At 52.9% G+C, this 22,602-nt stretch carries 22 protein-coding genes and 2 pseudogenes; all 24 read left to right on the top strand.

Features of this window, described 5'->3' with window-relative positions; translation table 11 throughout:
• Nucleotides 1-4: 4 nt before the first annotated feature.
• A pseudogene (locus tag ACOYW1_RS21505) lies at nt 5-358 on the top strand (hypothetical protein); the annotation flags it as partial.
• A 22-nt stretch (nt 359-380) separates the two neighbouring features.
• On the top strand, nt 381-1,199 hold the full coding sequence (locus ACOYW1_RS21500; protein ID WP_482419677.1) for a glycosyltransferase: 819 nt from the start codon (nt 381-383) through the stop codon (nt 1,197-1,199).
• Nucleotides 1,200-1,232: 33 nt separating this feature from the next.
• Entirely contained in the window at nt 1,233-1,835 is a 603-nt protein-coding gene (locus tag ACOYW1_RS21495; RefSeq protein WP_482419676.1) for an asparagine synthetase B family protein, read from the top strand.
• Nucleotides 1,836-1,918: 83 nt separating this feature from the next.
• On the top strand, nt 1,919-2,989 hold the full coding sequence (locus tag ACOYW1_RS21490; protein WP_482419675.1) for an asparagine synthase-related protein: 1,071 nt from the start codon (nt 1,919-1,921) through the stop codon (nt 2,987-2,989).
• Complete coding sequence (locus ACOYW1_RS21485) at nt 2,916-3,149, top strand: asparagine synthase-related protein (protein ID WP_482419674.1); 234 nt, start codon at nt 2,916-2,918, stop codon at nt 3,147-3,149. Before ACOYW1_RS21490 ends, ACOYW1_RS21485 begins: the two co-directional genes overlap by 74 nt.
• Nucleotides 3,150-3,397: 248 nt before the next feature.
• Nucleotides 3,398-4,696, top strand: coding sequence for an O-antigen ligase family protein (locus tag ACOYW1_RS21480; RefSeq protein WP_482419673.1), 1,299 nt, complete (start codon nt 3,398-3,400; stop codon nt 4,694-4,696).
• A 323-nt stretch (nt 4,697-5,019) separates the two neighbouring features.
• Entirely contained in the window at nt 5,020-5,619 is a 600-nt protein-coding gene (locus tag ACOYW1_RS21475; protein ID WP_482419672.1) for a hypothetical protein, read from the top strand.
• Entirely contained in the window at nt 5,597-5,863 is a 267-nt protein-coding gene (locus ACOYW1_RS21470; protein WP_482419671.1) for a hypothetical protein, read from the top strand. Before ACOYW1_RS21475 ends, ACOYW1_RS21470 begins: the two co-directional genes overlap by 23 nt.
• Nucleotides 5,864-5,903: 40 nt before the next feature.
• Nucleotides 5,904-6,491 carry a hypothetical protein gene (locus ACOYW1_RS21465; protein WP_482419670.1) on the top strand — a complete coding sequence of 196 codons (588 nt, stop codon included), beginning with the start codon at nt 5,904-5,906 and terminating at the stop codon, nt 6,489-6,491.
• Nucleotides 6,492-6,554: 63 nt separating this feature from the next.
• Complete coding sequence (locus ACOYW1_RS21460) at nt 6,555-6,965, top strand: hypothetical protein (protein WP_482419669.1); 411 nt, start codon at nt 6,555-6,557, stop codon at nt 6,963-6,965.
• Between the two features lie 135 nt (nt 6,966-7,100).
• Complete coding sequence (locus ACOYW1_RS21455) at nt 7,101-7,442, top strand: hypothetical protein (protein WP_482419668.1); 342 nt, start codon at nt 7,101-7,103, stop codon at nt 7,440-7,442.
• Nucleotides 7,443-8,597: 1,155 nt separating this feature from the next.
• Nucleotides 8,598-8,873 (top strand): annotated as a pseudogene (locus ACOYW1_RS21450) (glycosyltransferase); the annotation flags it as partial.
• A 7-nt stretch (nt 8,874-8,880) separates the two neighbouring features.
• Nucleotides 8,881-9,003 carry a hypothetical protein gene (locus ACOYW1_RS21445; protein ID WP_482419667.1) on the top strand — a complete coding sequence of 41 codons (123 nt, stop codon included), beginning with the start codon at nt 8,881-8,883 and terminating at the stop codon, nt 9,001-9,003.
• Nucleotides 9,003-9,650, top strand: coding sequence for a glycosyltransferase (locus ACOYW1_RS21440; protein WP_482419666.1), 648 nt, complete (start codon nt 9,003-9,005; stop codon nt 9,648-9,650). Before ACOYW1_RS21445 ends, ACOYW1_RS21440 begins: the two co-directional genes overlap by 1 nt.
• Nucleotides 9,622-10,182, top strand: coding sequence for a glycosyltransferase (locus tag ACOYW1_RS21435; protein ID WP_482419665.1), 561 nt, complete (start codon nt 9,622-9,624; stop codon nt 10,180-10,182). Before ACOYW1_RS21440 ends, ACOYW1_RS21435 begins: the two co-directional genes overlap by 29 nt.
• Before the next feature lie 276 nt (nt 10,183-10,458).
• Complete coding sequence (locus ACOYW1_RS21430; protein WP_482419664.1) at nt 10,459-12,447, top strand: exo-rhamnogalacturonan lyase family protein; 1,989 nt, start codon at nt 10,459-10,461, stop codon at nt 12,445-12,447.
• Complete coding sequence (locus tag ACOYW1_RS21425) at nt 12,413-13,435, top strand: hypothetical protein (RefSeq protein WP_482419663.1); 1,023 nt, start codon at nt 12,413-12,415, stop codon at nt 13,433-13,435. The genes ACOYW1_RS21430 and ACOYW1_RS21425 overlap by 35 nt, the downstream gene beginning before the upstream one ends.
• A gap of 29 nt (nt 13,436-13,464) precedes the next feature.
• Nucleotides 13,465-14,595, top strand: coding sequence for an exo-rhamnogalacturonan lyase family protein (locus tag ACOYW1_RS21420; RefSeq protein WP_482419662.1), 1,131 nt, complete (start codon nt 13,465-13,467; stop codon nt 14,593-14,595).
• A gap of 258 nt (nt 14,596-14,853) precedes the next feature.
• On the top strand, nt 14,854-15,444 hold the full coding sequence (locus ACOYW1_RS21415; protein WP_482419661.1) for a hypothetical protein: 591 nt from the start codon (nt 14,854-14,856) through the stop codon (nt 15,442-15,444).
• Nucleotides 15,445-16,919: 1,475 nt separating this feature from the next.
• Complete coding sequence (locus ACOYW1_RS21410; protein ID WP_482419660.1) at nt 16,920-17,150, top strand: hypothetical protein; 231 nt, start codon at nt 16,920-16,922, stop codon at nt 17,148-17,150.
• A 19-nt stretch (nt 17,151-17,169) separates the two neighbouring features.
• Nucleotides 17,170-18,660, top strand: coding sequence for an exo-rhamnogalacturonan lyase family protein (locus ACOYW1_RS21405; protein ID WP_482419659.1), 1,491 nt, complete (start codon nt 17,170-17,172; stop codon nt 18,658-18,660).
• Nucleotides 18,641-19,711, top strand: a complete 1,071-nt coding sequence (locus ACOYW1_RS21400; RefSeq protein WP_482419658.1) for a hypothetical protein — start codon at nt 18,641-18,643, stop codon at nt 19,709-19,711. The genes ACOYW1_RS21405 and ACOYW1_RS21400 overlap by 20 nt, the downstream gene beginning before the upstream one ends.
• Before the next feature lie 576 nt (nt 19,712-20,287).
• Entirely contained in the window at nt 20,288-20,812 is a 525-nt protein-coding gene (locus tag ACOYW1_RS21395; protein ID WP_482419657.1) for a polysaccharide deacetylase family protein, read from the top strand.
• A gap of 441 nt (nt 20,813-21,253) precedes the next feature.
• The gene (locus ACOYW1_RS21390) at nt 21,254-21,640 is read left to right on the top strand and encodes a hypothetical protein (protein WP_482419656.1); all 387 of its coding nucleotides are present in this window, start codon (nt 21,254-21,256) and stop codon (nt 21,638-21,640) included.
• Nucleotides 21,641-22,602: the final 962 nt, after the last annotated feature.

Genomic DNA, 22,602 nt, shown 5'->3' with positions numbered 1-22,602 from the left:
TCACATGAAAATTCTCCATATTCTCGATCACAGCCTGCCCCTGCACAGCGGGTATACCTTTCGAAGCCAGAGTATTTTTGAAGCCCAGAGAAACATGGGCTATGAGCCTGTGGTGTTGACGACTCCCAAGCAGGAGGAAAACTGGAAAGGTGATTCCACGGACAGGGACGTTATCAACGGATTTCATTATTACAGATCGGGCAAGGTGGAAGGCAGGACGTGGCCGGTGCTGTATGAAGCAAAGCACATGGTGAAAACCTATCGCAGGATCATGGATATTCTTAAGCGTGAGGAGATAGGGTTGATTCACGCTCACTCCCCGTCCTTGAACGGTATTCCCGCATTGATCGCCGGAAAAAAGACGAGGACGCCTGTTGTGTATGAAATTCGCGGCCGTGGATCACGGGGCTTACAAAGAGGGCGCCTTCAAATACAGGCTGACAAAGTACATCGAAACAAAGGTGTGCCAGAAAGCGGGCCATGTCGCCATATTGTGCAATGGGCTGAAAAAGGACCTTGAGGAACGGGGCATTGCCGGTGACAAAATCACGCCGGTGTTCAACGGGGTGAACCCCGATGATTTTGCACCATGCACACCCGATGAGGAATACGGGAAAAAATGGGGCGTGGAGGGGAAAAAAGTCATCGGCTTTATCGGCTCGTTCTATCGATACGAAGGGCTGGATCTGCTGGTGAAGGCCTTCGGTAAACTTAGCCGGCACGATGACGGGTGCGTGCTCCTCCTCGTGGGTGGCGGAGAGATGGAGGCTGAGCTGCGCGCCCTGGCCGGGCAGATGGGGATTGAGGACCGGGTTATTATGCCGGGGCGGGTGCCCCACGAGCGGGTCGCGGGGGTCTATGCCATGGTCGATGTTCTTGTCTACCCGCGATACCCCATGCGCTTGACGGAGCTGGTGACCCCGCTCAAGCCCCTTGAGGCCATGGCCATGGGAAAGGCCCTCATTGCAAGCAATGTCGGGGGACACCGTGAGCTCATCAGCGATGGGGAAACAGGGGTGATGTTTCCCGCAGGAGACCTGGATGGCCTGGTGGCCGCACTGGGCAGGGTGCTTTCGGACGAACACCTCGCAGCAACCCTGCAGCAGCAGGGAAAGGCATGGGTGTCCCGGGTCCACACCTGGGCGAAAACCACCTCTGTGTACCGCGATATTTATGACGCCCAGGTTCACGTTGGGTAGTGTCCTTTTTTATGGGCTTGGAGACATAGTGCAATGTGCGGAATAGCAGGGATCATCAACACGGATCGTGCGCCGGTATCGCCCGATATCCTGAAGCAAATGGCCGATGTTCTGAAACACCGCGGGCCGGATGATGAAGGTTTTTTCATGAACCGCCCCGAGGCTGAACCTCGCCCAAAGTGGAAGCACGTCCCGGGGCAGGGGCATGTGGGCCTGGCCCACAGGCGGCTCAGCATCATTGCCCTGGACAGCGGGCATCAGCCCATTCCCAATGAAGACCGGTCTGTGTGGGTGACGTACAACGGGGAAATATACAACTATGCGTCTATCAAAGCCGAGTTGACGGGAAAAGGGCACCATTTTGCCACAGACTCGGATACCGAGGTGATTGTCCATGCCTATGAAGAGTGGGGCGATGCGTGCGTACAAAAGTTCAGGGGGATGTTTGCCTTTGTCCTGTGGGACCAGCGCAGGGACAGGATCTTTGCAGCCCGGGACAGGGTGGGAATCAAGCCCTTATACTACTTTTTTGAGGCTAACCGGTTTGTCTTTGGCTCAGAGATCAAAGCGATTTTAGAGCACCCCGATGTGCCCAGAAAGGTGCGTTTCTACTGGTATCCGATTATTTTCACCTGATGTATGTCCCGGGTCCGGAGAGTATTTTTAAGGGCATACACAAGCTCTTACCCGGGCATACCCTGAGCATCGAAAATGGGGTCATGCGCATTGAAGAGTATTGGGATATCTCCTTTGCCCGGACCCTTGACCTCACGGAGGATGAGTGGTGCCGCAGGGTTCTTCATAAACTTGAAGAAGCCATTGACTTACGCATGCTCAGCGACGTCCCTTTGGGGGCGTTTTTAAGTGGCGGGGTGGACTCCGGTGCTGTTGTTGCCCTTATGGCAGGCTTAAGCGAGGCACCGGTCAAAACAGCCTCCATCGGGTTTGCAGACGAAACATTCAACGAGCTTCCCTATGCCCGAAGGGTCGCCGAGCAATACAACACACACCACCATGAAAAGACCGTGGATGCCGACTCCCTGGCAATCCTGGATAAGCTCGTGTGGCATTTTGACGAGCCTTTTGCCGACTCATCGGCCATCCCGACCTACTATGTGTCCCGGATCGCCAGGGAAAAAGTGACCGTTTCACTTTCCGGCGACGGAGGGGATGAAAACTTTGCAGGCTACAGGCGACACCTCTTTGATTTTGCTGAAAATCGCCTGCGGGGCGTGTTTCCCGAATGGTTCAGGAAAACCGTTATTTCGGGGTTGGCGGATATTTACCCCAAGGCGGATCGCCTGCCCCGATTTTTACGGGCCAAAACCCTGTTGACCAATCTGTCCAGGGAGCCCGTGCAAGGGTATTACAACTCCATGGCGTGGTTCCAGGGGGCGCCTGACCTGTTCACTCCTGAGATGAAAAACGAACTCAACGGGTATTCGCCCGTATGTCACTATGAAAGGTATTTCAGGAAAAGCGATGCCTCATGCCCCCTGTCCCGGATTCAATACACGGACATGAAGACCTATCTGGTGGATGACATCCTCACCAAGGTGGACCGCGCAAGCATGGCGAACTCACTGGAAGTGAGGGTCCCGGTCCTGGACCATGAGTTCATGGAGCTGGTGCGCGCATGCCCTCGAACCCTAGCTGAAACGGGAAGGCAAATACATCTTCAAGAAATCCCTGGCCGGGCACCTGCCCCACGACTGCATGTACCGGGAGAAAAAGGGGTTCTCCATTCCCCTGTCCTCCTGGGTGAAAAACGATCTGAAGTCCGTCTTTGAAGATACCGTCCTGAGCAAGAACAGTTTTTGCGGCGACTACCTCAACGAAAAGGCCGTTGAAAGGCTTTGGGGTCAGCACCAGAAAGGGCAACGGGACTTTGCCTTCGAGATCTGGGCGATTCTCATCTTTGAGCTCTGGGGACGGCGATGGCTTTGGTGATGGCGTCCTTTATGGGCAAAATAAGTTCAAAAAACGTGCCTCCGGCGGCAAGGGGCTGAGCCCCTTGGCCCCAGGTTCGCGAATGCTTTCGGCCTTCGTTCCTCAGGCCGATCACATTCGCTGACGGGTTTCGTCCGTTGTGATGTTGTAACATCGCTCTGTGGCCCTGTTATCATCCATGTTGACCATAGAAGGCATGGTGTTCTGTCAGGGCACATTTGCCGAAAAAGAGAGAATCATGCACCTGCATGGTCTATCCCATCTTTTATCTTCTTGTTGTGGCCGTCGGGTGGGTGGCCGGTCTGTGCCGTGGGCCTTTTTGGGCGGTGTTGACCTATGTCTTTGTCTACTTCAATATCCCTTCCCATCAGTGGTGGGCCGCCAGCGTGCCGAGCCTTCGGTGGAGTTTTCTCTCCGCAGGCATAGTCCTGGTAAGCTGCGTGATCCATAAGGATCAACTCAAGGACGGCATGAACGCTCCCTTGAAGGCGCTCATTTTTCTCCTCGTCCTCATGATCTGCATCATTCCCCTGGCCTACAATGCCGATCGATCCCTGGTGAGGATCTACGATTTTTTTCGGTATGTCCTCTTCTTTTACCTGGTGTGCAGGATTATCAAAACCTTTTCCCAGTATCGCTGGTTTGTCCTGGCCATTTTGTTCCACTGTTTTTTTCTCTCCCTTCTGGCAAGGCACTACTTCAGCGGAATGCGCCTGGACGGCCTGGGCCTGCCGGACGCCGCGGATGCCAACATGCTGGCGGCCCTTGTGGTGCTGGTACTGCCTTTTCTCGTGGTGTTTCTTTTTTTCGGCAGCAGGTTTGAAAAGGTGGCCGCACTTCTGTTTACCCCCTTCATTCTCAATATGTTTGCCATGACACGGAGCCGGGGCGGGTTCATGGGCCTGCTGGTGGCAGCCGGGGTCTTTGCCTGGGGCGCTCGCAGGGACGTGGACATCAAAAAAATGGTCCTGGGATTTGTGGCGGCCGCTGTGGTGGTGCTGGGGGTCATGGACAAAGGGTATGTGACGCGGGTGACCCGTCTGTTCGGCGGGGAAGAGAACATCGAGGACCAAAGCGCCGGGCGCACCGATATCTGGAAGTACGGGCTGCGCATGATCAAGGATTACCCCCTGGGGTGCGGAGGCGGAGGGTTCTCTTTGCTGAGCACCTCTTATCTCCCGGATCATTTGATTGAAAAAAGGGTGGGGAGGCGCGCCTCGCACAACACCTATGTCCTTGTGGTGACCGAGCAGGGGGTACTGGGGCTGGGCATTTATCTGGTGTTTATCCTGCTTCTTTTCAAAGGGACTCGACGGGCTCGCAGCAGCCTTCACGGGATCACGGGCATGGACAAGGGCCTTCGGAATCACATGCTGGCCCATACCTACGCCTTGGAAACGGGGCTTGCCGGTTTTTTTACGGCGTCGATTTTTATCGATCGCCTCTATTTTGAATGCATCTATCTGATTGCGGCGCTTGTGCCAGTGTTGTCCGCTGTTGCGGACGCAGCCCAAGGCCCTGAAGGCGCGGAAGGAGTCCAGCCATGACGGCGGAAAATGTGAATTCCATAGATCCCGCCCTGGTCAATGGATTTGTGGGGGTGGTGGGCAGCCCGTCTTCGCTGCGCGACACCTGTTTGCCCCCGAGGCCCCTGTCGGCCTACGGCCAGCTTAGAGGACAACCCGAATGTTCAGGTGAAACCCAGGGAAGGTCTGTAAATATCCTTTTTTCATGCGTCGCCCTGTTTCGGAACCATCCGGTAACGGGAGGACGTGGACCCAGGTGGCGGGGGTGTGCTTTCCGGAAGCCCCTCTCCAGGTGACAGCGGTCCTGAAGAAGTTGTGGGTCCCTGCAGGGGCAGTTTTTCGGTGTGGCGGTGGACGAGGAGCACTGCAGAGTCACCCTTTTTTCCGACCACGCAGGGGTTCTGAAGGTCTATCATGCTCACCGGGACAGTCTCTCTTTCCACCTCGTCACTGGCACTGGCCGCGGTGCTGGGCCCCCTTCACCAGATCTTCGGGTGCGCCAGTTCTCTTCCATGGGGTACATGCAGGGCGACAGGACCTTTTACAAAGGGATCCATGTCTTCCCCCCGGCCTCTGCCTGGGTGTTTGACGGGAAAAACCAGGCAGCGCTCCGTAAACTTCGGTACTGGCAACCGTTATCGGGCTATGGGGCGGACCAGCCCCACCTCACGACCCAGGTCTGCGTGGAAAAAGCCCTCATGTCCCTGGACAGACACGCAAAGGCGCTGGCCGCAACTTACGATCGTCCGGTGTGTGATCTGACGGCCGGGTTTGACTCCCGGGGGGTTGTCTCCACCCTGCTCAAGGCAGACCTACCTGCCACGGTCTGCAACGGGTTTTGGGGAGCGACGATCTCAGGGTTTCGAATGGCATCGCCCGCAGGCTCGGCTGGCATCGTGGGTGAACGGTCTGGGGAATATCGTGGACCATTATGCCATCGCTGATCGACATGGCGCTTACTACGTTACCGACGGGGAGATTTCCGTATCGGATTACGTGATCACCATGGCCGTCCATCAACACCACAGTGTAACGAGTACGAATTTGGCTTTTAACGGCAGCGGAGGAGAGCTGTTCAGGGGGCGCTGGTGGGAAGGGGCGGCTCTGTTGAAAGGCGGGAAAAGGATCGTCAACAAGGAGCGGCTGGTGAACGGCTCCTGGCCCCCGGCCACGACTGGTCGATCCTGAATCCTGCCGCTGAAAGAGGGGTTTTATAAGGCCGGAACGCATGAGTCTATTCCGAGACCTGTCAAAGAAGAACGCCGCCTTTCCCAACACTTCCAAGATCGATCTGTTGTACTTAAGCAGCCGCATGGGACGCTGGCATGGCAGGTACTATGCGTCGACCTTTCAGCTCATGCCGTGCAGCACCCTGTTTTTGACCGGTGAGCTGCTGGAGCTCATGTTTCGTCTGCCGTGGTACGCCAAATACAAAAATTACATGTACCGGCAGCTGCTCCAGGCGTCCCATCCTGCCCTGGCCCGGGAACCCATGGGCGACAACCTGCCTGCAACTCCGGTCTCCTTTGCCCATGGCGGGGCCCATCTTGCATGCTGGCTGCGGGGCGCAGCAGGGAAGGTCCGGTCCAGGCTCGCCGGAGGGCAGCTTCAACAGGGTGCCCAGGGGATGGATATACACGGACGTGTTCTGGCAATGATCCATGATGCCGCGCCGTTGACGGACGTTTTTTTATCACAGGGGCTGAAGACAGGGGCGCTCTACGACGAAGGCGCCATGGCCGAAGTAGTCCGGCAGTCCTGTGCTTCGGGATTCTGTCTTGCTTCAGCCCAGGTTGATGCGGATGGTCACCCTTGAGCGTGCCTGAAAAGGCGTGCTCCATGGTGTGTCCGTGTCGAACTGAATTCTTCGGGAGTTGTCATGACCAGAAAACGCGTGCTGTGCATCAGCTACCAGTTCCCTCCCTTTGCCGGGACGGGGGTTTTTCGTGTGCTGAATTTCGTGGAGCACCTCCCGGAACGGGGGTGGGACCCGGTGGTGCTCTCCGTGCTCCCCGGCCAGTACGAAAAGGGAACGGCCCTTGATGACGGGCTCTGTGCCAGGGTAAACGGGTCGGCGCGAGTTCACAGGACAAAGTGCTTCCAGGGGATTGACGCCATGCTCAGTCTCAGGGGAAAGTTCAGGCGCCGCGTCGCCCAGGCAGGACGGACGGGAGAAGCAGCAGGGCCCGCCCGGCCGGAAAGGGGCTCTGGCAGGAGGTTAAGGACGCCGTCACCCTGGCATACCGCATTCCGGACAAGCAGGTGGGGTGGCTTCCCTTTGCCTGGCTGAGGGGTTCGGTCTATGCCGCCATGAAAAACCCAAGCTGATCTATAGTAGGGGGGGCCCTGGACCTCGTTTCTCATCGGGCTGGCTTTAAAGGCTCATTTTAGTCCGTCTGAGGTCATCGATTTCAGGGACCCGTGGATGGGCAACCCTTATGACGAGCTGAACGTGGGGTTTCGCAGGCGGGTGAACCGTTTTCTGGAGAGATGGTGCCTTCGCCGTGCCGATGCGGTCATTGCCAACACGGAGCCGCTGGCGCACCTGTGGCCGACACCGGCGGGCTCTCAAAACAAGTGCCATACGATTACCAACGGATACAACGAGACCGAGTACGTCGGGCTGGAGACCAGGGCTTCCGGCACGGCCCCCCTGGTGGTGACCCATGTGGGGACCCTTTACGGAAAACGCATCCCCGACAGCTTTCTTGGCACTGGCCCGACTGATGGACGCCGGGAAGCTGAGTACCCAAGATGTAGAAGTTGAGTTTCATCGGCGATGTGGACGAAGCCCATGATCAACAATCTTATCGGCCCTCATCCATTGCGTTCTGCCGTTACCTGTGTGGGGCTGGTCCCCAAGCAGGAAGCGTTAAGGATGCTGTTTCAATCAGACGTGCAGCATCATCCAGCCGGACACCCATCTGCAGATACCCGCCAAGCTTTTAAAATATATTAGTTCCCAAAAGCCTATTCTTGCGGTGTGCGGGAAAGGGGCCACCCAGGAGCTGATTGAAGCCCACAGTCTCGGGGTGGTAGCGAATGCCGACGACCCAGAGGAAATGGAAGGGGCCATTCTGGATGTGCTTGGCAGGCACAGTCCAGGAATGCGCGCAGTGAAGAAGGATTACCTGACATTTGAAGCCGGGGCCTTGACGACGCAGCTGGCAGGGGTTTTTGACAGAGATTTTCCAGTCATCTCCGAGCGACGCGGTGAAGCATTGCGTTGAATTAGCGAACGAAGGCTGAAGGCAGGGTGCTGCACGTGGTGCTCTCTTTGGGGATAGGCGGGGCCGAGCGCATTGTTGCCTCTGATGGGAGGAGCCCAGGATGTCATGGGGTGTGCTGTCTGGATGAGAAAGGGCGCCTTGCAGAGGCCCTTGAAGACGCAGGCCATGATATTCATCTGGTCAAGAGGAAACCGGGCATTGACCTGTCCCTGCCTTCAAGGTGGCAAGGCTGGCGGTTCGCTACAGGTTATTCACCCTTCACGCCCACGGGGAGACCCCGTGGTTTTATGCTGTGCTTGCGGTGATTCTGACCCAGGGGCTGAGGTTCCGATGTCTGACCACCATCCATGGCTACAGCAGCAGGGACAACTAGGATTGGCCCATCCTAGTCTCTGGCGTTTCCTGATGGTTTTTACCCGTCGTGTCATCGTGGTTTCAGGTGCCCTTGAGCGCGAGATGAAGGCGGTCTATCCGGTGCTGGGGGAAAAACTGAGGCCCGTTGGAACGGGATTTCGTCGAACGAGATGGTGCCAGCCCAGTCGCGGGACGCCTGGGGGCTGCCGAAGGCCGTCACAAGGGTAGTCTACTCGCTTGTCCCGTAAAGAATCATCTGCTGCTGCTCCAAGCCACGGAGCGGCTTGTCTGTCAAGGTCGAGATGACCTTGTGGTGATGATGGTGGGACGGTCCCGAGCGAGAGACCCTTGAATCCTATGCCCAAAGGCCGGGGCTCAATGGGCACGTGATCTTTACCGGTGAGCGTTGTTTCGATGCCATCGGCTTGCCCCTTCTTGACATGTTTGTGCTGCCCTCCTATTCTGAGGGGATTTCCGTGGCCCTGCTGGAAGCCTCGGCCTTTGCATTGCCTCATCGCCTCCGGTGCAGGGGGCAACACGAGTATTCTCCCGTATGGGCACGGGGCTGGTCTTTGAGTCGGAGAACCTGGATGGTGGCTGCTCTACCAGATTGAGGTAGCCTTGAATACCCCGTCACTTGCCGATCGGCTCTCCGCCGGAGCCCGGGCCTGGGTCCGGGAGACCTTTTCGGTGCGCGCCATGGTGGACAGGTACAACCGCCTTTATCTGGGGATGGCCGACTGATGAAGATTCTGGTTTTCTCGACCCTGTTTCCCAACAACACGGCCCCTGCCCACGGGGTGTTCATCAAAAACAGGATGAAGGCGGTCTCGGAGATGGATGGTCATGAGGTCCGTGTGGTGGCCCCTGTCCCCTATTTTCCGCCGATCAAGCGATTCAAGGCGTGGTATCGCTTCTCTCAGGTGGCCGCCCGCGAGATAGTGGACGGCCTGACGGTTTATCACCCCAGGTACCTTGTGACCCCCAAGGTGGGGATGACGACCTACGGGGTGTGCCTTTTCCTTGGGGCTCTGAAAACCGTCAAGACCTTGGAGAAGAGCTTTCCCTTTGACGTTATTGATGCCCACTACATGTACCCGGATGCCTTTGCAGCCGTCCTCCTGGGCAAGGCCCTGAACAAGCCCGTGACGGTTTCGGCACGGGGCAGCGATATCCATCAGTTTTCAAATCTTGCCATGATCCGGCCCCTGCTTCGCTACACCCTGACACAGGCCGATGCCGTCATTTCGGTGTGCACTTCCCTCAAGGCCATGATGGTGACGCTGGGCGTCCCCCCACACAAAGTGAGTGTCATCCCCAACGGCATCGACGGCACCGCCTTTTACCCCGCGGACCGGCAGAGTGCGGCAGCGCCGGGGGATCTCCCCTGATGCCAGGATAATCCTCTCCTGTGGATCCCTGATCCGGCTCAAGGGACACCACCTCCTGGTGGAGGCCTTTGGTCGGATCGTGGCCGAAGAGACGGGCCATACCTGTTTGTACATTGTGGGCGACGGGGTGGAACGAGGCTCCTTGCACCGCCAGATAGAGAATCTGGGACTGGGAAATCGGGCCGTTCTCTGCGGGCAGGTTCCCCACGGAACCCTTGTGGACTATTACAACGCCGCCGATCTCTTTTTTTTGGGGAGCGAGCGGGAAGGCTGGCCCAACGTCATCTCCGAGTCCCTGGCCTGCGGGACCCCGGTGGTGGCCACCCGGGTCAACGGTATTCCCGAGATTGTCCGGTCCGATGATTTAGGGGTTCTGGTGGCGCAGGATGTGTCCTCCTTTGTGGCGGGAATCCGCCGGGCTTTGGACACCCGTTGGGACCGAAGTGCCATCGGTGCCTATGGGCAGTCCCGGTCCTGGGCCATGGTGGCACAAAACGTTGTTTCTGTTTTAAAGAGGGTGTCTATACGCTAATATAACAAATAATCAAACCCTTACATATTATGTAACGCCTTTTACGGCTGGTCCTGGCCCCTTTGCGAATGCCCTGCAAAGTTCATGTTCTATGGGGAATCCATAGCATCACGGTCGACGTTTTTCGCGTGGCGGGAAACGTTGGAACGGTAGTCGGTCTGTTCTTTCCACTTCGTTTGACCATGATAGGTGAACATGATGAAAGAATCCTTGCAGGGTGTCCTGAAGAGGCGCGTATGGTGCGCTGTTGTCGTGATGTTTTGCGTTGGCGGCGTTATGTCGACCCATGGCGAGTGTGCGGTGGATCCTGCCGTGAGGATCGAGGTTCGCGAGTTGCTCCCGGAGGGCGTATCTGGGCTGGACAGGACCCATGAAGCGGCCACCTTCGGGGTACCCTTAAGGGACTGTGACGGGATTCAAACCATCAATCAGTTGGGACTTTCCGGACTATGGGATTATCAGTTCCGGGTGCTGCACAGGTACCCGAGCGGCAACATTCACTGGGTGCTCATCGACACACTGGCCTCGGTTCCGGCGGGGCAGAGCACGGTTATCTGGCTCACCAATGGCTCTGGCAACAGCTCGGGAAACAGTCTGCCCATAGACCTGGCTGCGGATAACGGCAACACCATCACGGTAGACACCGGTGCCGCCCGGTTTGTCATCAGAAAAGCCCGTTACAACGTTTTTGATTCGGTGGTGGCCGGGGGCACCTCTTTTCTTTCGAACACAGGCGGCATCACGGCTGTCAGCGGAACAACCCAGTACTCTTCGGCAAACGACGAGCAGTCCACGGCGGTCATCGAAGAAAATGGCCCCATCAAGGCCGTGATCCGATGCGAAGGTCACCTTAAACCCGCAAGTGGTCCGTGGCTTTTTGGCTACACCATGCGCATGTACTTTTACAAGGGCTCAGGACGTACCCGTCTGGACCTGATCCTCAAAAATGCAGAGATCAGTTCCTACTCCGTGAAAACCTTTGAATCGGTCCGTATTGAGCTTCCCACCACCATGGTCGCCCCTTCCTATCTGTTTTCAACCGGTCCGGGAGTACAGGCCGCAGGGTTCATCGACGGCAGCGCTCACCTGTACCAGGGCTACAGCAGCTACAAATATGTGCAGTACCTGGGTGGTGCGGATTTGCTCAAGGCACGCCTGGTCCCGGATGTAGGGCTTGAGGTTGTCAACGGGGCCTCGGTGATCCACGCCTTAGGCGATGAGAAGAGTTACAGCGAAGGGTTTGCCGCCATGTCCACACAGGGCATGCAGATCAACTGCGGCATCCGGAACCTTTACGGCATGTGGCCCACGGGGTTTACCATGACCGAAGACGGGCATCTTTATATTGATGTGTTCAGTCCCCGAAACACCAAAGATGACATCCGATTCGCCTTTTTTGCCCACGACAAACGGCAGGTGGTTCTGGAGTTCACACCGGAGGCAAAGGATCCCAAACAGACGTTTTATACCCTGCAATACCCCCTGGCCGGGCTGGCTGATTTTGAGCATTACGCGGAGGCAAAAGCCGTTTATGGGGAAGATAGGCTGGCAACCCATGGAGAGACACGGGACTTTCTTGCCGATATCGGATTGGAGAGTTATGAGATCTCCAATGTGGATACCTTGCGCAGGTATTATGTGTGGGGGCAGGGCGGAGGATCCAATCAGTATGACCTGCAGCTGTGCAAGTACCTCCACTACCTTCAAACAGGAAACGGCGGGGCCTTTCTGGCCGCGCAGAACGACGACCACCACAAGATGTTCGGATCGGTCAAGCATTCGGATGATTTTGATGTCTATGTTCAAGGACCGACTCTTTTTAAAAACGTGAACACCACCTCCCCACCCGACCAAAACCTGACATACAACAGCAAATTTTTCGACCGGGAGCACTCCCACGATGTGTCCGTACCCGTGGGATACTTTCTCACCGGGGACGAATCGTTGATGGACGCATGGCGTGATTACGGAGAGTATACCCTCTACGATCAGGGGTCCGGAAAAGGCCCCATCAACAGTTACTACGACGGGACAATCCACGTGGGGTTCCCTCGCATTTTTTCAAGGGCGTTAAGGCGTGCCGGAGCCTATGGGCAGTATGCAAGCACGAGTGTCTGGCGGGAAAAAATCGGTCGAATGGTAGGAAATTTTATGGGGATGCGGGCAACTCCCGCAGATGACGATCAAGACGGCTGGGATTCGGATCGTGGCTTTTTCTATATGAGCAGAGATGGAGAGCAGGCCCGACGGCGTGCGCTCCAATAAAGTGTTTATGGCCTACGATATATTCCCCAACGCCTTTTGGTATTATGTCCCCGGGAACTTTGATGACCCCTTGATGTATGAAGATTATCAAGACTATATTCTCGGGCTTGCCTACCATTCATTGCGTGAGATCATTCCCCTGGAGCACCAGCCTTATGGCTTTAAACTTGATGAAGCCAATGCGACGGACCTTACCGGAGAGTATCCGTTTTCCTTTTTGATGGCTGCCGGGTATGAAATGACGGGGGATGGCTCTTTTTTGGATCAATACACATCCCATTATCGTCAGATGCTGATTATCCAGAGTAAAGAACGGGTTTATTCTCCCTATTCGTCAAAATTCATACACAACCATGAAAATCGCGATATTTTAACGGGCTATGTAGCTCCTTTAGGGGCCGGACGTGTTGACTTGGGAAAAATCTCTGACGACCGGGGTTTGTGTTCCGGTTCTGTGTACACATTGACCTGGCAAGCGCCCATGGACGAGATTATCCGTTATCAGATAAAGTTCTCTGCGGCACCAATGGTCGAGAACCTCAATTTCGATCAGGTGACAAGGGCGTATGAATACGCTCCTTCGGCATATGAAAATTTCTGGGCGGCGTTGAACATCGCCAATGAGCCCACTCCCAAGCAGTCTGAAGGGGATGTGGAGACGGTATCCATAGACGTTGCGCAGGCAATCAACGCTTACAATACCCGGTATGGCCTGACCGCCGGCCAGCCCGCCTATCAAGTCTATGATGACCAGACAGATTACTTTTTTTCTGTAAAGTTTTTTGCTGTGATGCCACCCGATTGTCAGATGAATACACCCCATTATTGCCTTGCCCCCCCTAACATGGGAAGTCATTCGTTTCCCCCCCTTATTTTTGAATGGCCTGGTGACTGCATAAACAAACCGAGACAAAGAATGCGCTTTATCGACGACAGGTATATTGGTTGTGTTGTTGAGACGGTTCGCGATTTCCATTGTGCTGCATGACCGGGAGTTGAGAGCTATAAGGGGGACAGATGTACATGACGATTCGTGGCGTGGGTAGTGGCCTGCGGAAGAGTTCGCTATGGCTGTTTTTGTTAACGTTCTGCTTCTGCTGTGGGGTCACGGTACATGGATACCCTGCCATAGGTCATCCTGTGGAGATCAGGATACACGAACTTCTTCCCGATGGCGTAAAGGGGCTGCACAGGAACCATGAAGTCGCATCCTTCGGGATACCGTTGAGTGAGGCGGCCGGGGTTCAATCCATCGACGAATTGGGTCTTGTGGGGGGAGAGGCATATCAGTTCAGGGTGCTGCACAGGTATCCCGGCGGCCATGTTCAGTGGGTCCTTGTGGATACCCTGGCATCGGTTTCGGCAGGGGAAGAGAGCATTGTCTGGCTGACCAACGGGGCCGGCAACAGCTCGGGGCCTCAGTTGGCCACGGATCTGGGGGAAAAAATATCGGTGGACACCGGTGCTGCCCGGTTCGTGATCACGAAAAAGAACTACAACGTGTTTGATTCCGTTTTAATAAAAGGTGAGCCTTTTGTTACCCCAACTGGGTGTATTGCAGCCGTCGGTGGATCAACCCGGTACTCGTCGGCCAATGACGATGACTCCACGGCAGTGATTGAAGAAAACGGCCCGGTAAAGGCTGTCATCCGATGCGATGGGCATCTGAAGTCATCTCTTGGTGACTGGCTTTTCGGGTATACCATGCGCATGTATTTTTACAAAGATACAGGCCGCATCCGCCTTGACCTCATCATCAAAAATGCGGAAATAAGCTCCTTTAGCATCAAAGAGTTTGAGTCCGTTCGTATCGAACTCCCAACTACCATTGAAAACCCTACCTTCCTTTTTTCAACCGGGCCGGATTCGATATCCTCAGGGCCTGTTGACGGAACAGCGTATCTGTACCAGGCCTATAGCTGCCACAAGTATGATCAGTACATGGGTGATTCCGATCGGCTGAGAAATCGATTGGTACCCGACGTGGGGCTCAAGGTTGTCAATGGTGCATCCGTGATTCATGAACTCGGAAATGAGACAGATCATACTGAAGGATTTGCTTCGTATTTCTCACGTACCAAGCGCATTAATTGCGGAATTCGTAATCTTTACGGCATGTGGCCCGCAGGGTTTACTATGGCGTTATGAGGGGCATTTGCATATTGATATATACAGTACCTACAATTCAAAAGATGATATCTACTTTGCCTTTTTTGCCCATGACAAAAGGCAGGTCGTCCTTGAGTTTACCAAGTCGGTAAGGAACCCGAACGAACGTTTTACGCCGTGCAATATCCTTTGACTGGGCCGGCTGAATTTCAACATTACAAAGATACCCGGGCCATCTATTACCACAACAGACTGGCAACACACGAGGAAACACGCAATTTTTTAAAAGAGATCGGATTGGAGAGCTATGATATTTTGAATATGGACACCATGCGCAGGTTTTATGTCTGGGGACAGACCGGAGGTTCCAACCAGTATGATGTGAATTTATGCCAGTATCTTCACGACCCGCAGACCGGCAATGGAGGGGCGTTTCTGGCAGCACAGAACATGGACCACCACAAAATGTTCGGTTCAACCCATCATTCCGATGACTTTAATGTGTATACCGAAGGGCCTAAATTTTTCCCAAATGTGAATACTGCATGCCCGCCGAATCAAGATAAAGTGTCCTTTAACTATAAATTCTTCGACCGAGAGCATTCCCATGATGTCTCCGTCCCCATCGGGTATCTCTTAACCGGTGATGAGTCGATCATAAACGCCTGGAAAGATCACGGAGAGTATACACTGTATGATCAGGGCTCAGGAAAACATGGGGTGGCAAGTTATTACGACGGAACAACATACTTGGGGTATGTACGAGTTTTTTCAAGGGCATTCCGTCGGGCAGGTGCTTTTGGCCTGTACACCGAAGATCCGGTGTGGGTGGAGAAGGCCGGACGTATGGTAAGGACGCTGCTCAGTTTGAAAGGGGGACGACCCTGAGGATGTGAGCCGGGACGGATGGCAGTTGGACCGGGGCTATGTGTATATGCACGGTCACGGGAACGAAACTTTCGGTGGAAAACGGACCAATACCTTGTTTATGACATGCGGGATTTTTGCTGACTCCCTTTGTTATTATGACTTTTTTGGCTTTGGGGCTCCAATGTACTACGAAGACTATCGCGATTACATGCTCGGTTTGTCGTACTACGTATTTAGTTTAGTTGGTTTCTCTGGAGCGTCAACCCTATGTATACACGTTAGATCAGCCAGCTATTATGGAGGGCCTTGGGTCATACCCTTTATCCGGCCTGATGGCCCATGGATATGAGTATGACGGGAAATGATCTCTTTCTGAGCCTGTATAAGCATCATTATAATTGGATGTTGACATCCCAAAGCAAAAGAGCGTGTTTACTCTCTGTATTCATCGCGTTTTATCCATGACTATTACAACAGAAACGTGTGCACCGGCTATGTGTCACCCATGGGTGCCGGGCGTGTGGATATGGGTAATTCTGAGAGTGTGGGAACATCTCACGGACAGGTTCAATGTATACCTTGACGTGGGGCGTCCCCGAAAAAGGAATCAAGCGTTATCAGATCAAATGCTCATCGCAGCCCATGGTGGAGAATCTCGAGTTTGATCAGAGAAAAAGGACCTATACTTATAACCCGGACCTTTACGACAATTTCTGGGCTGCATTGAACGTGGACATGAATCTGCAACCCAAACAGGTTGAGGGAGCAACAGAATCCGTGGCAGTAAGATATCGACGTTCGACAGGTTATCCGTGAGTACAATCCGCAGGCAAATCCTGAGTGAAGCAGATCCCGCTCATCGGGTCTACAATCCGGAGACAGATTATTGTTTTGCCGTAAAGTACTCTACCGTGCTTCCCCACTCTTTTAGTGGCACGTTTCCTGCCGTGCCATGCCCGAACTGATGGGATCAGAGGGCTAACCTAAAGAGGTTCGTAACTACTCAGCTCAAACAAGCCTCCGGCGGCCCTGCCGGGGGCCCAACGTTTAGCCTGATTTATAAAACCGGGTTTGACAAACAGGTCTTAAGCAAGCCTTTCCAGGCTCCGCCGAAATAATTTCCACTTTTTCACATTAGAAACGTTTTTTGCGGAGCTTTTTTCAAAAAAGCGACCCGCCGGAGGCAAGGTGAATAGTTACAGAGGTTCCTGGGATTTGAGAAGGATTTTTGAATTCCGTGCCTTCAATTTCTTCGTTTTATGAGGAAACTCAGGGGAGCTATCAAACAGAGCGATGAAAAGGTGCATCTAGGTGAATAATATTGTAAAAACGGTTGTACGCGTTTTCGTTATGGCTTTTTTTGCGGTTTTCGTTGGTGGGGCTTCCGGGGTCTGTGCCGTGACTCCACCTGTGAAGATCATGGTTCATGAGCTCCTCCCGAAGGTGTCACAGGGTTGGACAGAGTTGAGGAGGTTTTCTCGTTCGGAGTCCCATTGAAAGATGCAGATGCGGTTCAATCAGCAGGTGAACTGGCGCTTAGGGGGCCTTCGGCATATCAGTTCAGGGTGCTGCACAGGTATCCCGGCGGCCATGTTCAGTGGGTCCTTGTGGATACCCTGGCATCGGTTTCGGCAGGGGAAGAGAGCATTGTCTGGCTGACCAACGGGGCCGGCAACAGCTTCGGGGCCTCAGTTGGCAACGGACCTGGGGGAATGATCAGGTAGAACAGGTCCCGCCCGGTTCGTGATCACGAAAAAGAACTACAACGTGTTTGATTCCGTTTTCGTAGGCGAAACGTCCTTCCTTGAGCCCACCGGAGGGGTTACGGCGGTCAGCGGATCAACCCGGTACTCGTCGGCCAATGACGATGACTCCACGGCAGTGATTGAAGAAAACGGCCCGGTAAAGGCTGTCATCCGATGCGATGGGCATCTGAAGTCATCTCTTGGTGACTGGCTTTTCGGGTATACCATGCGCATGTATTTTTACAAAGATACAGGCCGCATCCGCCTTGACCTCATCATCAAAAATGCGGAAATAAGCTCCTTCACCGTCAAAGAGTTTGAATCCCTTCGCATCGACCTTCCCACCACCATCGCAAATCCCTCCTATCTCTTTTCCACCGGTCCGGGGACCATATCCACAGGGCCTGTTGACGGAACAGCGTATCTGTACCAGGGCTACAGCAGCCACAAGTATGTTCAGTACATGGGGGAGTCCGGTCTGCTAAGGGAGCGCCTGGTGCCCGACGTGGGGCTCAAAGTGGTCAATGGTGCCACTGTGATTCATGAACTGGGAAACGAGGCGGACCATAGCGAAGGGTTTGCATCGTATTTTTCTGGAGCTAAGCGCATCAACTGCGGGATTCGTAACCTTTACGGTATGTGGCCGGCGGGGTTTACCATGGATGACGAGGGCCACCTGTATATTGATATCTACAGCACCCACAACACAAAAGACGATATTCATTTTGCCTTTTACGCCCATGACAAACGGCAGGTCGTGCTGGAGTTTACCACGGAGGCAAAGGCATCCGAACGGACATTTTATGCCGTGCAATACCCTTTGACCGGCCGGGCCAAATTTCAACATTACAAGGATACCCGGGCCATCTATTCTCACGACAGACTGGCAACTCACGGAGAAACACGACAATTCCTGAAAGAGATCGGCCTGGAAAGCTTTGAAATATCAAATGTAGACACCATGCGTAGGTACTATGTCTGGGGGATGGGGGGAGGGCCAAACCAGTACGACATGAATTTGTGCCAGTACCTTCACTATTTGCAAACCGGCAACGGGGGAGCGTTTCTGGCAGCCCAGAACATGGACCATCACAAAATGTTCGGATCCACCCGTCACTCGGATGATTTTGATTTTTATCGTTACGGACCTGAACGGTTTAAAAATATTAATAATATTGATCCGGATAAGCAACCCCTTGCCTTCAACAATCGCTTTTTAGACCGGGAGCATTCCCATGATGTCTCTGTTCCCATAGGCTACCTGCTGGCTGGCGATGAATCCATCATGAATGCCTGGAAGGATCACGGTGAGTACACACTGTATGACCAGGGCTCCGGAAATCACGGTGAGGTTAGCTATTACGATGGTACAACATACCTTGGGTATGTTCGTATTTTTTCAAGGGCATTCCGTCGGGCAGGTGCCTTTGGCCGACCAAAGATCCTGTTGGCACGAGAAGGCCGGGCGTATGGCAAGGACGCTGCTTAGCTTGAGGGACGACCCTGAGGACGTGAACAAGGATGGGTGGCAGTTGGATCGGGGGTATGTATATATGCACCGCCACGGAAACGAAACCTACGGTGGAAAACGAACCAATACCGTGTTTATGACATACGGGATTTTTGCTGATTCCCTTTGCTATTATGATTCAGTTGGTTTTGGAAACCCATTGTACCACGAAGACTACTACGATTACATGCTCGGTCTTTCCTATCATGCATTAAATGAGTTGGTCCCCTTGGGGCGTCAACCCTATACATACACTTTAGACCAATCAGCCATTTTGGATGATGCCGGAGCATACCCCTTGTCCGGGCTGATGGCCCATGGGTATGAGATGACGGGAAATGATCAGTTTTTGAGCAGGTACAAGCCCCATTATAACGGAATGCTGACAGCTCAGAGCAAAGAGCGTGTTTACTCGTTGTATTCATCACGTTTTATCCATGATTATTACAACAGGAACGTGTGCACCGGATATGTGTCACCCATGGGGAACGGGCGTGTGGACATGGGCAATTCCGTAGGCATGAACATTTCGCGAAGCGGATCAGTCTATGCCTTGACGTGGGAGGTCCCCAGAAAAGGTATCAAGCGCTACCAGATAAAGTTCTCACCACAGCCTATGGTGGAGAATCTCGGGTTTGACCAGAGAAAAAGGACTTATACCTATGATCCGGCCTTTTACGACAATTTTTGGGCTGCATTGAACGTGGGCAATGAACCCACACCCAAACAGGTTGAAGGAGAGACGGAATCCGTGACCATCGACGTACGACACAATACAATGCCAGGTACGGCCTTGAACCCGGTGAAGCTGCCTATCTATCCTATGATTAAACGGGGCACTTTCTTTGCTGTGAAATATTATACTGTGATTCCTTTTTTCCATGGAATAACGATACCCGTCGCTTTTTTGTCCTCCTTGATCATGTCATTGAATGATGAGAAATGGCGGTTCGTACTGCATGCCCCCCCCGTGTTATCACTTCCTGTTATGTTATTCCTGTTACTCATAAAATCTTGTTTGTCGAAATAATAGTGCTTGATTTTGTTGGAAAATATAAAAAGGATCTAAGGTCGTGCGTTACTCATATGAAAACCATTGTCTTGCATATGTTAAAGATCGTCGGATTTTTTAAAATAGCGAAGCATTTTTCAAAACGTAACCTGTTGATTCTCGCATACCACGGTGTTGAGATAGAAGATGAATCCGAATTCAGCCCGAAGCTTTCATCAAGCGTACGACACTCAAGGAAAGGATGGCTTGCCTTAAGGAGCACGGTTTTCATGTAGTGCCGCTGAATGAGGCAACGGACATATCGAACTGGGACAGACTCCCGATAACAGTATCGTGATTACCGTTGACGACGGATGGTTCTCAACCCTGTCCGAGGCCCATGATGTTTTTCTCATTATTCATTTCCCTATACATTGTATGTAATAGCTATTACGTCGACAAAGAGTCCCCGGTGTTGAATGTGGTATTGCGCTACATGATCTGGAAAACCAACATCAATTCGGTCGGGTTCGATCAATTGGAAGAAGAGGGCCTGAAGGGGACATATATTCTCTCGCGAGTTTGCATGAAAAAAAGAGGGCGGAGATTGGTCTGGTGAAATACCTGAATGCGTTGCCCACCCATGAAGAAAAGGTGAACTTCATATCGAAACTGGCAAATGTGTTATCTGTTGATTATGGAGCCATAAGAAAGAGTCGTCGTTTAAGCCTTCTGTCTCCAGATGAGATCACTGATATGGCTGAACAGGGTGTAAATATTCAATTGCACACGCATCGCCATACGATGCATCATAATGATGTCGATGGTTTTAAAGATGAAATCATTCAAAATCGGCTGGTCTTGGAACGCGCTGTGAAGAGTAACATGACACATTTTTGCTACCCCTCAGGCGATTATGCTCCTGGTAGCGAAGTCTGGTTGAGGGAGCTCGGCGTTTACTCTGCAACAACGTGTCATGCCGGATTTGTTTCGAAACAAACGAACCCGTATTATTTACCGAGGTTTTTAGATGGTGAAAATATACCTCACATAGTCTTTGAAGCTGAAATTTATGGTGTATTGGAGTTTTTTAGAAAAGTGAAACGCATGATGAAACCATTAAATCATGTCCTACTATAAGCATAATCAGTGAAGAGGACTTTCTTAGCAGCTAAAAAGTTTAAGTGTGAAGGAATAGGCTGTGGACACGATGTGTCGAAAGGGCTTCCAATGGTATGGAATGTATAGATGCATATACGGATACATTGAGTGCTTTAAAAGAAGAATGTGAACCACATCTCATTAAGTATACCGTCTCAAAAAAACCGGAAGAGCAGCTTTATGCAGTCAGGTCGTTTAAACCAGAGTCTCTTGTGGCTTTATTTGAAAGAAAGAAGCATTGGCGTGGAAGCGTTGGAACCGATCGAAAAGTGATGATTCTCCAATCATTGTTGGCAATTGGGACTATTTATTGTCTGAGAAATACCCGAACAGCATCCAGCAACAGTTTATGAAAAGTGCTCGACGTTTTTTAGGTATGTGTCAGAGTCGGAAGAGGGCTGGATGTGCCATAGTGACGACGTGTACTGGAAAGATCTCGCCATCGCGAGGCAGAAGGTGTTTCCCGCCGGTGCTCAAATAGTCGAGGCATATTCGGGGTTCGGTTTGATGCAGGGACTTTCATTGAATCCTTTTCAGGTGCTTAAGCTCTTCCTTAAACTAATTACTCATTGTGGTGGCCGTACGGGATATTATCAAATTCATACACACGTTCCGGATTTGGACCAGTTTAATAATCAAGGTTGGATTGATTGTTTTTTACGTATCGCGGCGATGCTCAGGGCAAAGCATATCAAGGGGCTCTTTGGCGGTAGCTGGTTTTATGATCCTCAGCTGGTTGGAGTCAGCCCCCATCTGACAGACTACAGTCCATACCGATGGATAATGGTGCTTTTCGGTTTTATTTAGGCAACGGGGATCGAACTGGGAAATGCCTTTTCTACGTCTAGAAAAGGGTCGATTTGTACAATGAGGGAAAGTACACACCGAAATCTTATCTGATGGTATGGCCACGAGATGCTTTGATTAAGATGGGCTGCGAATCAGTAAAATACTTGTCGGGTTTGTATGGAATTGATTTGTGATTCTTTTTTGATTAGGTAAACCAGGTACATGTTTGGAGTGGTTGCATGCAAGTCGATTTTTTCCTCTTTCGAAATGTTTATCAAATTTTTTAGGTGTGCATGGTGGTAAATACGTTGGCAGGCTCTTAAATCAGTTAAATGCGCCTTGTGTTACTTTTTCATGGTGTCTCGCATCGGTGGCGTGATCCCTATGCATGGGATGTGCGGTATCGACTGGCAGTTAAGATCTTTGTTCATGAACTCCTTCCCGAGGGAGTGACAGGGGAAGAGGGCCGGTGAGGTCATCTTTGGCATCCCCCTGAAAGCATCTGATGGGATTGGATCCGTCAGTGAACTGGGCCTGGTCGGTTCGTCGGACTATCAGTTCCGAGAACTTCACAGGTATCCCGACGGCACCATTCAGTGGGTGCTTGTGGACACGTTGGTGTCGGTTGATGCAGACGGAAGCAAGACGATCTGGCTCACCAGCGGTTCCGGTAACAGCCCGGGGTCTCACCTCGCAGTGAATGGACCTGAACATATTACGGTGAATACAGGCGCTGCCCGGTTTGTGATCAGGAAGAAGAACTACAATGTGTTTGACTCTGTCGTTGGCGGGCGATACCCCGTTTTTACGTGGTACGGAGGGATCACAGCCGTCAGCGGAACAACCCGCTACTTGTCGGCCCTGGATAACAATTCCTCGGCAGCAATCGAAGAGACGGTCTGGTGAAGGCGGTTGTCCGGCGTGACGGGCATCTCAAGCCCGAAAGCGGACCGTGGCTTTTCGGCTACACCATGCGCATG

The sequence above is a fragment of the Desulfoluna sp. CYM3A genome, assembly GCF_056829965.1.
This window is presented reverse-complemented; position numbering and strand designations above follow the sequence as displayed.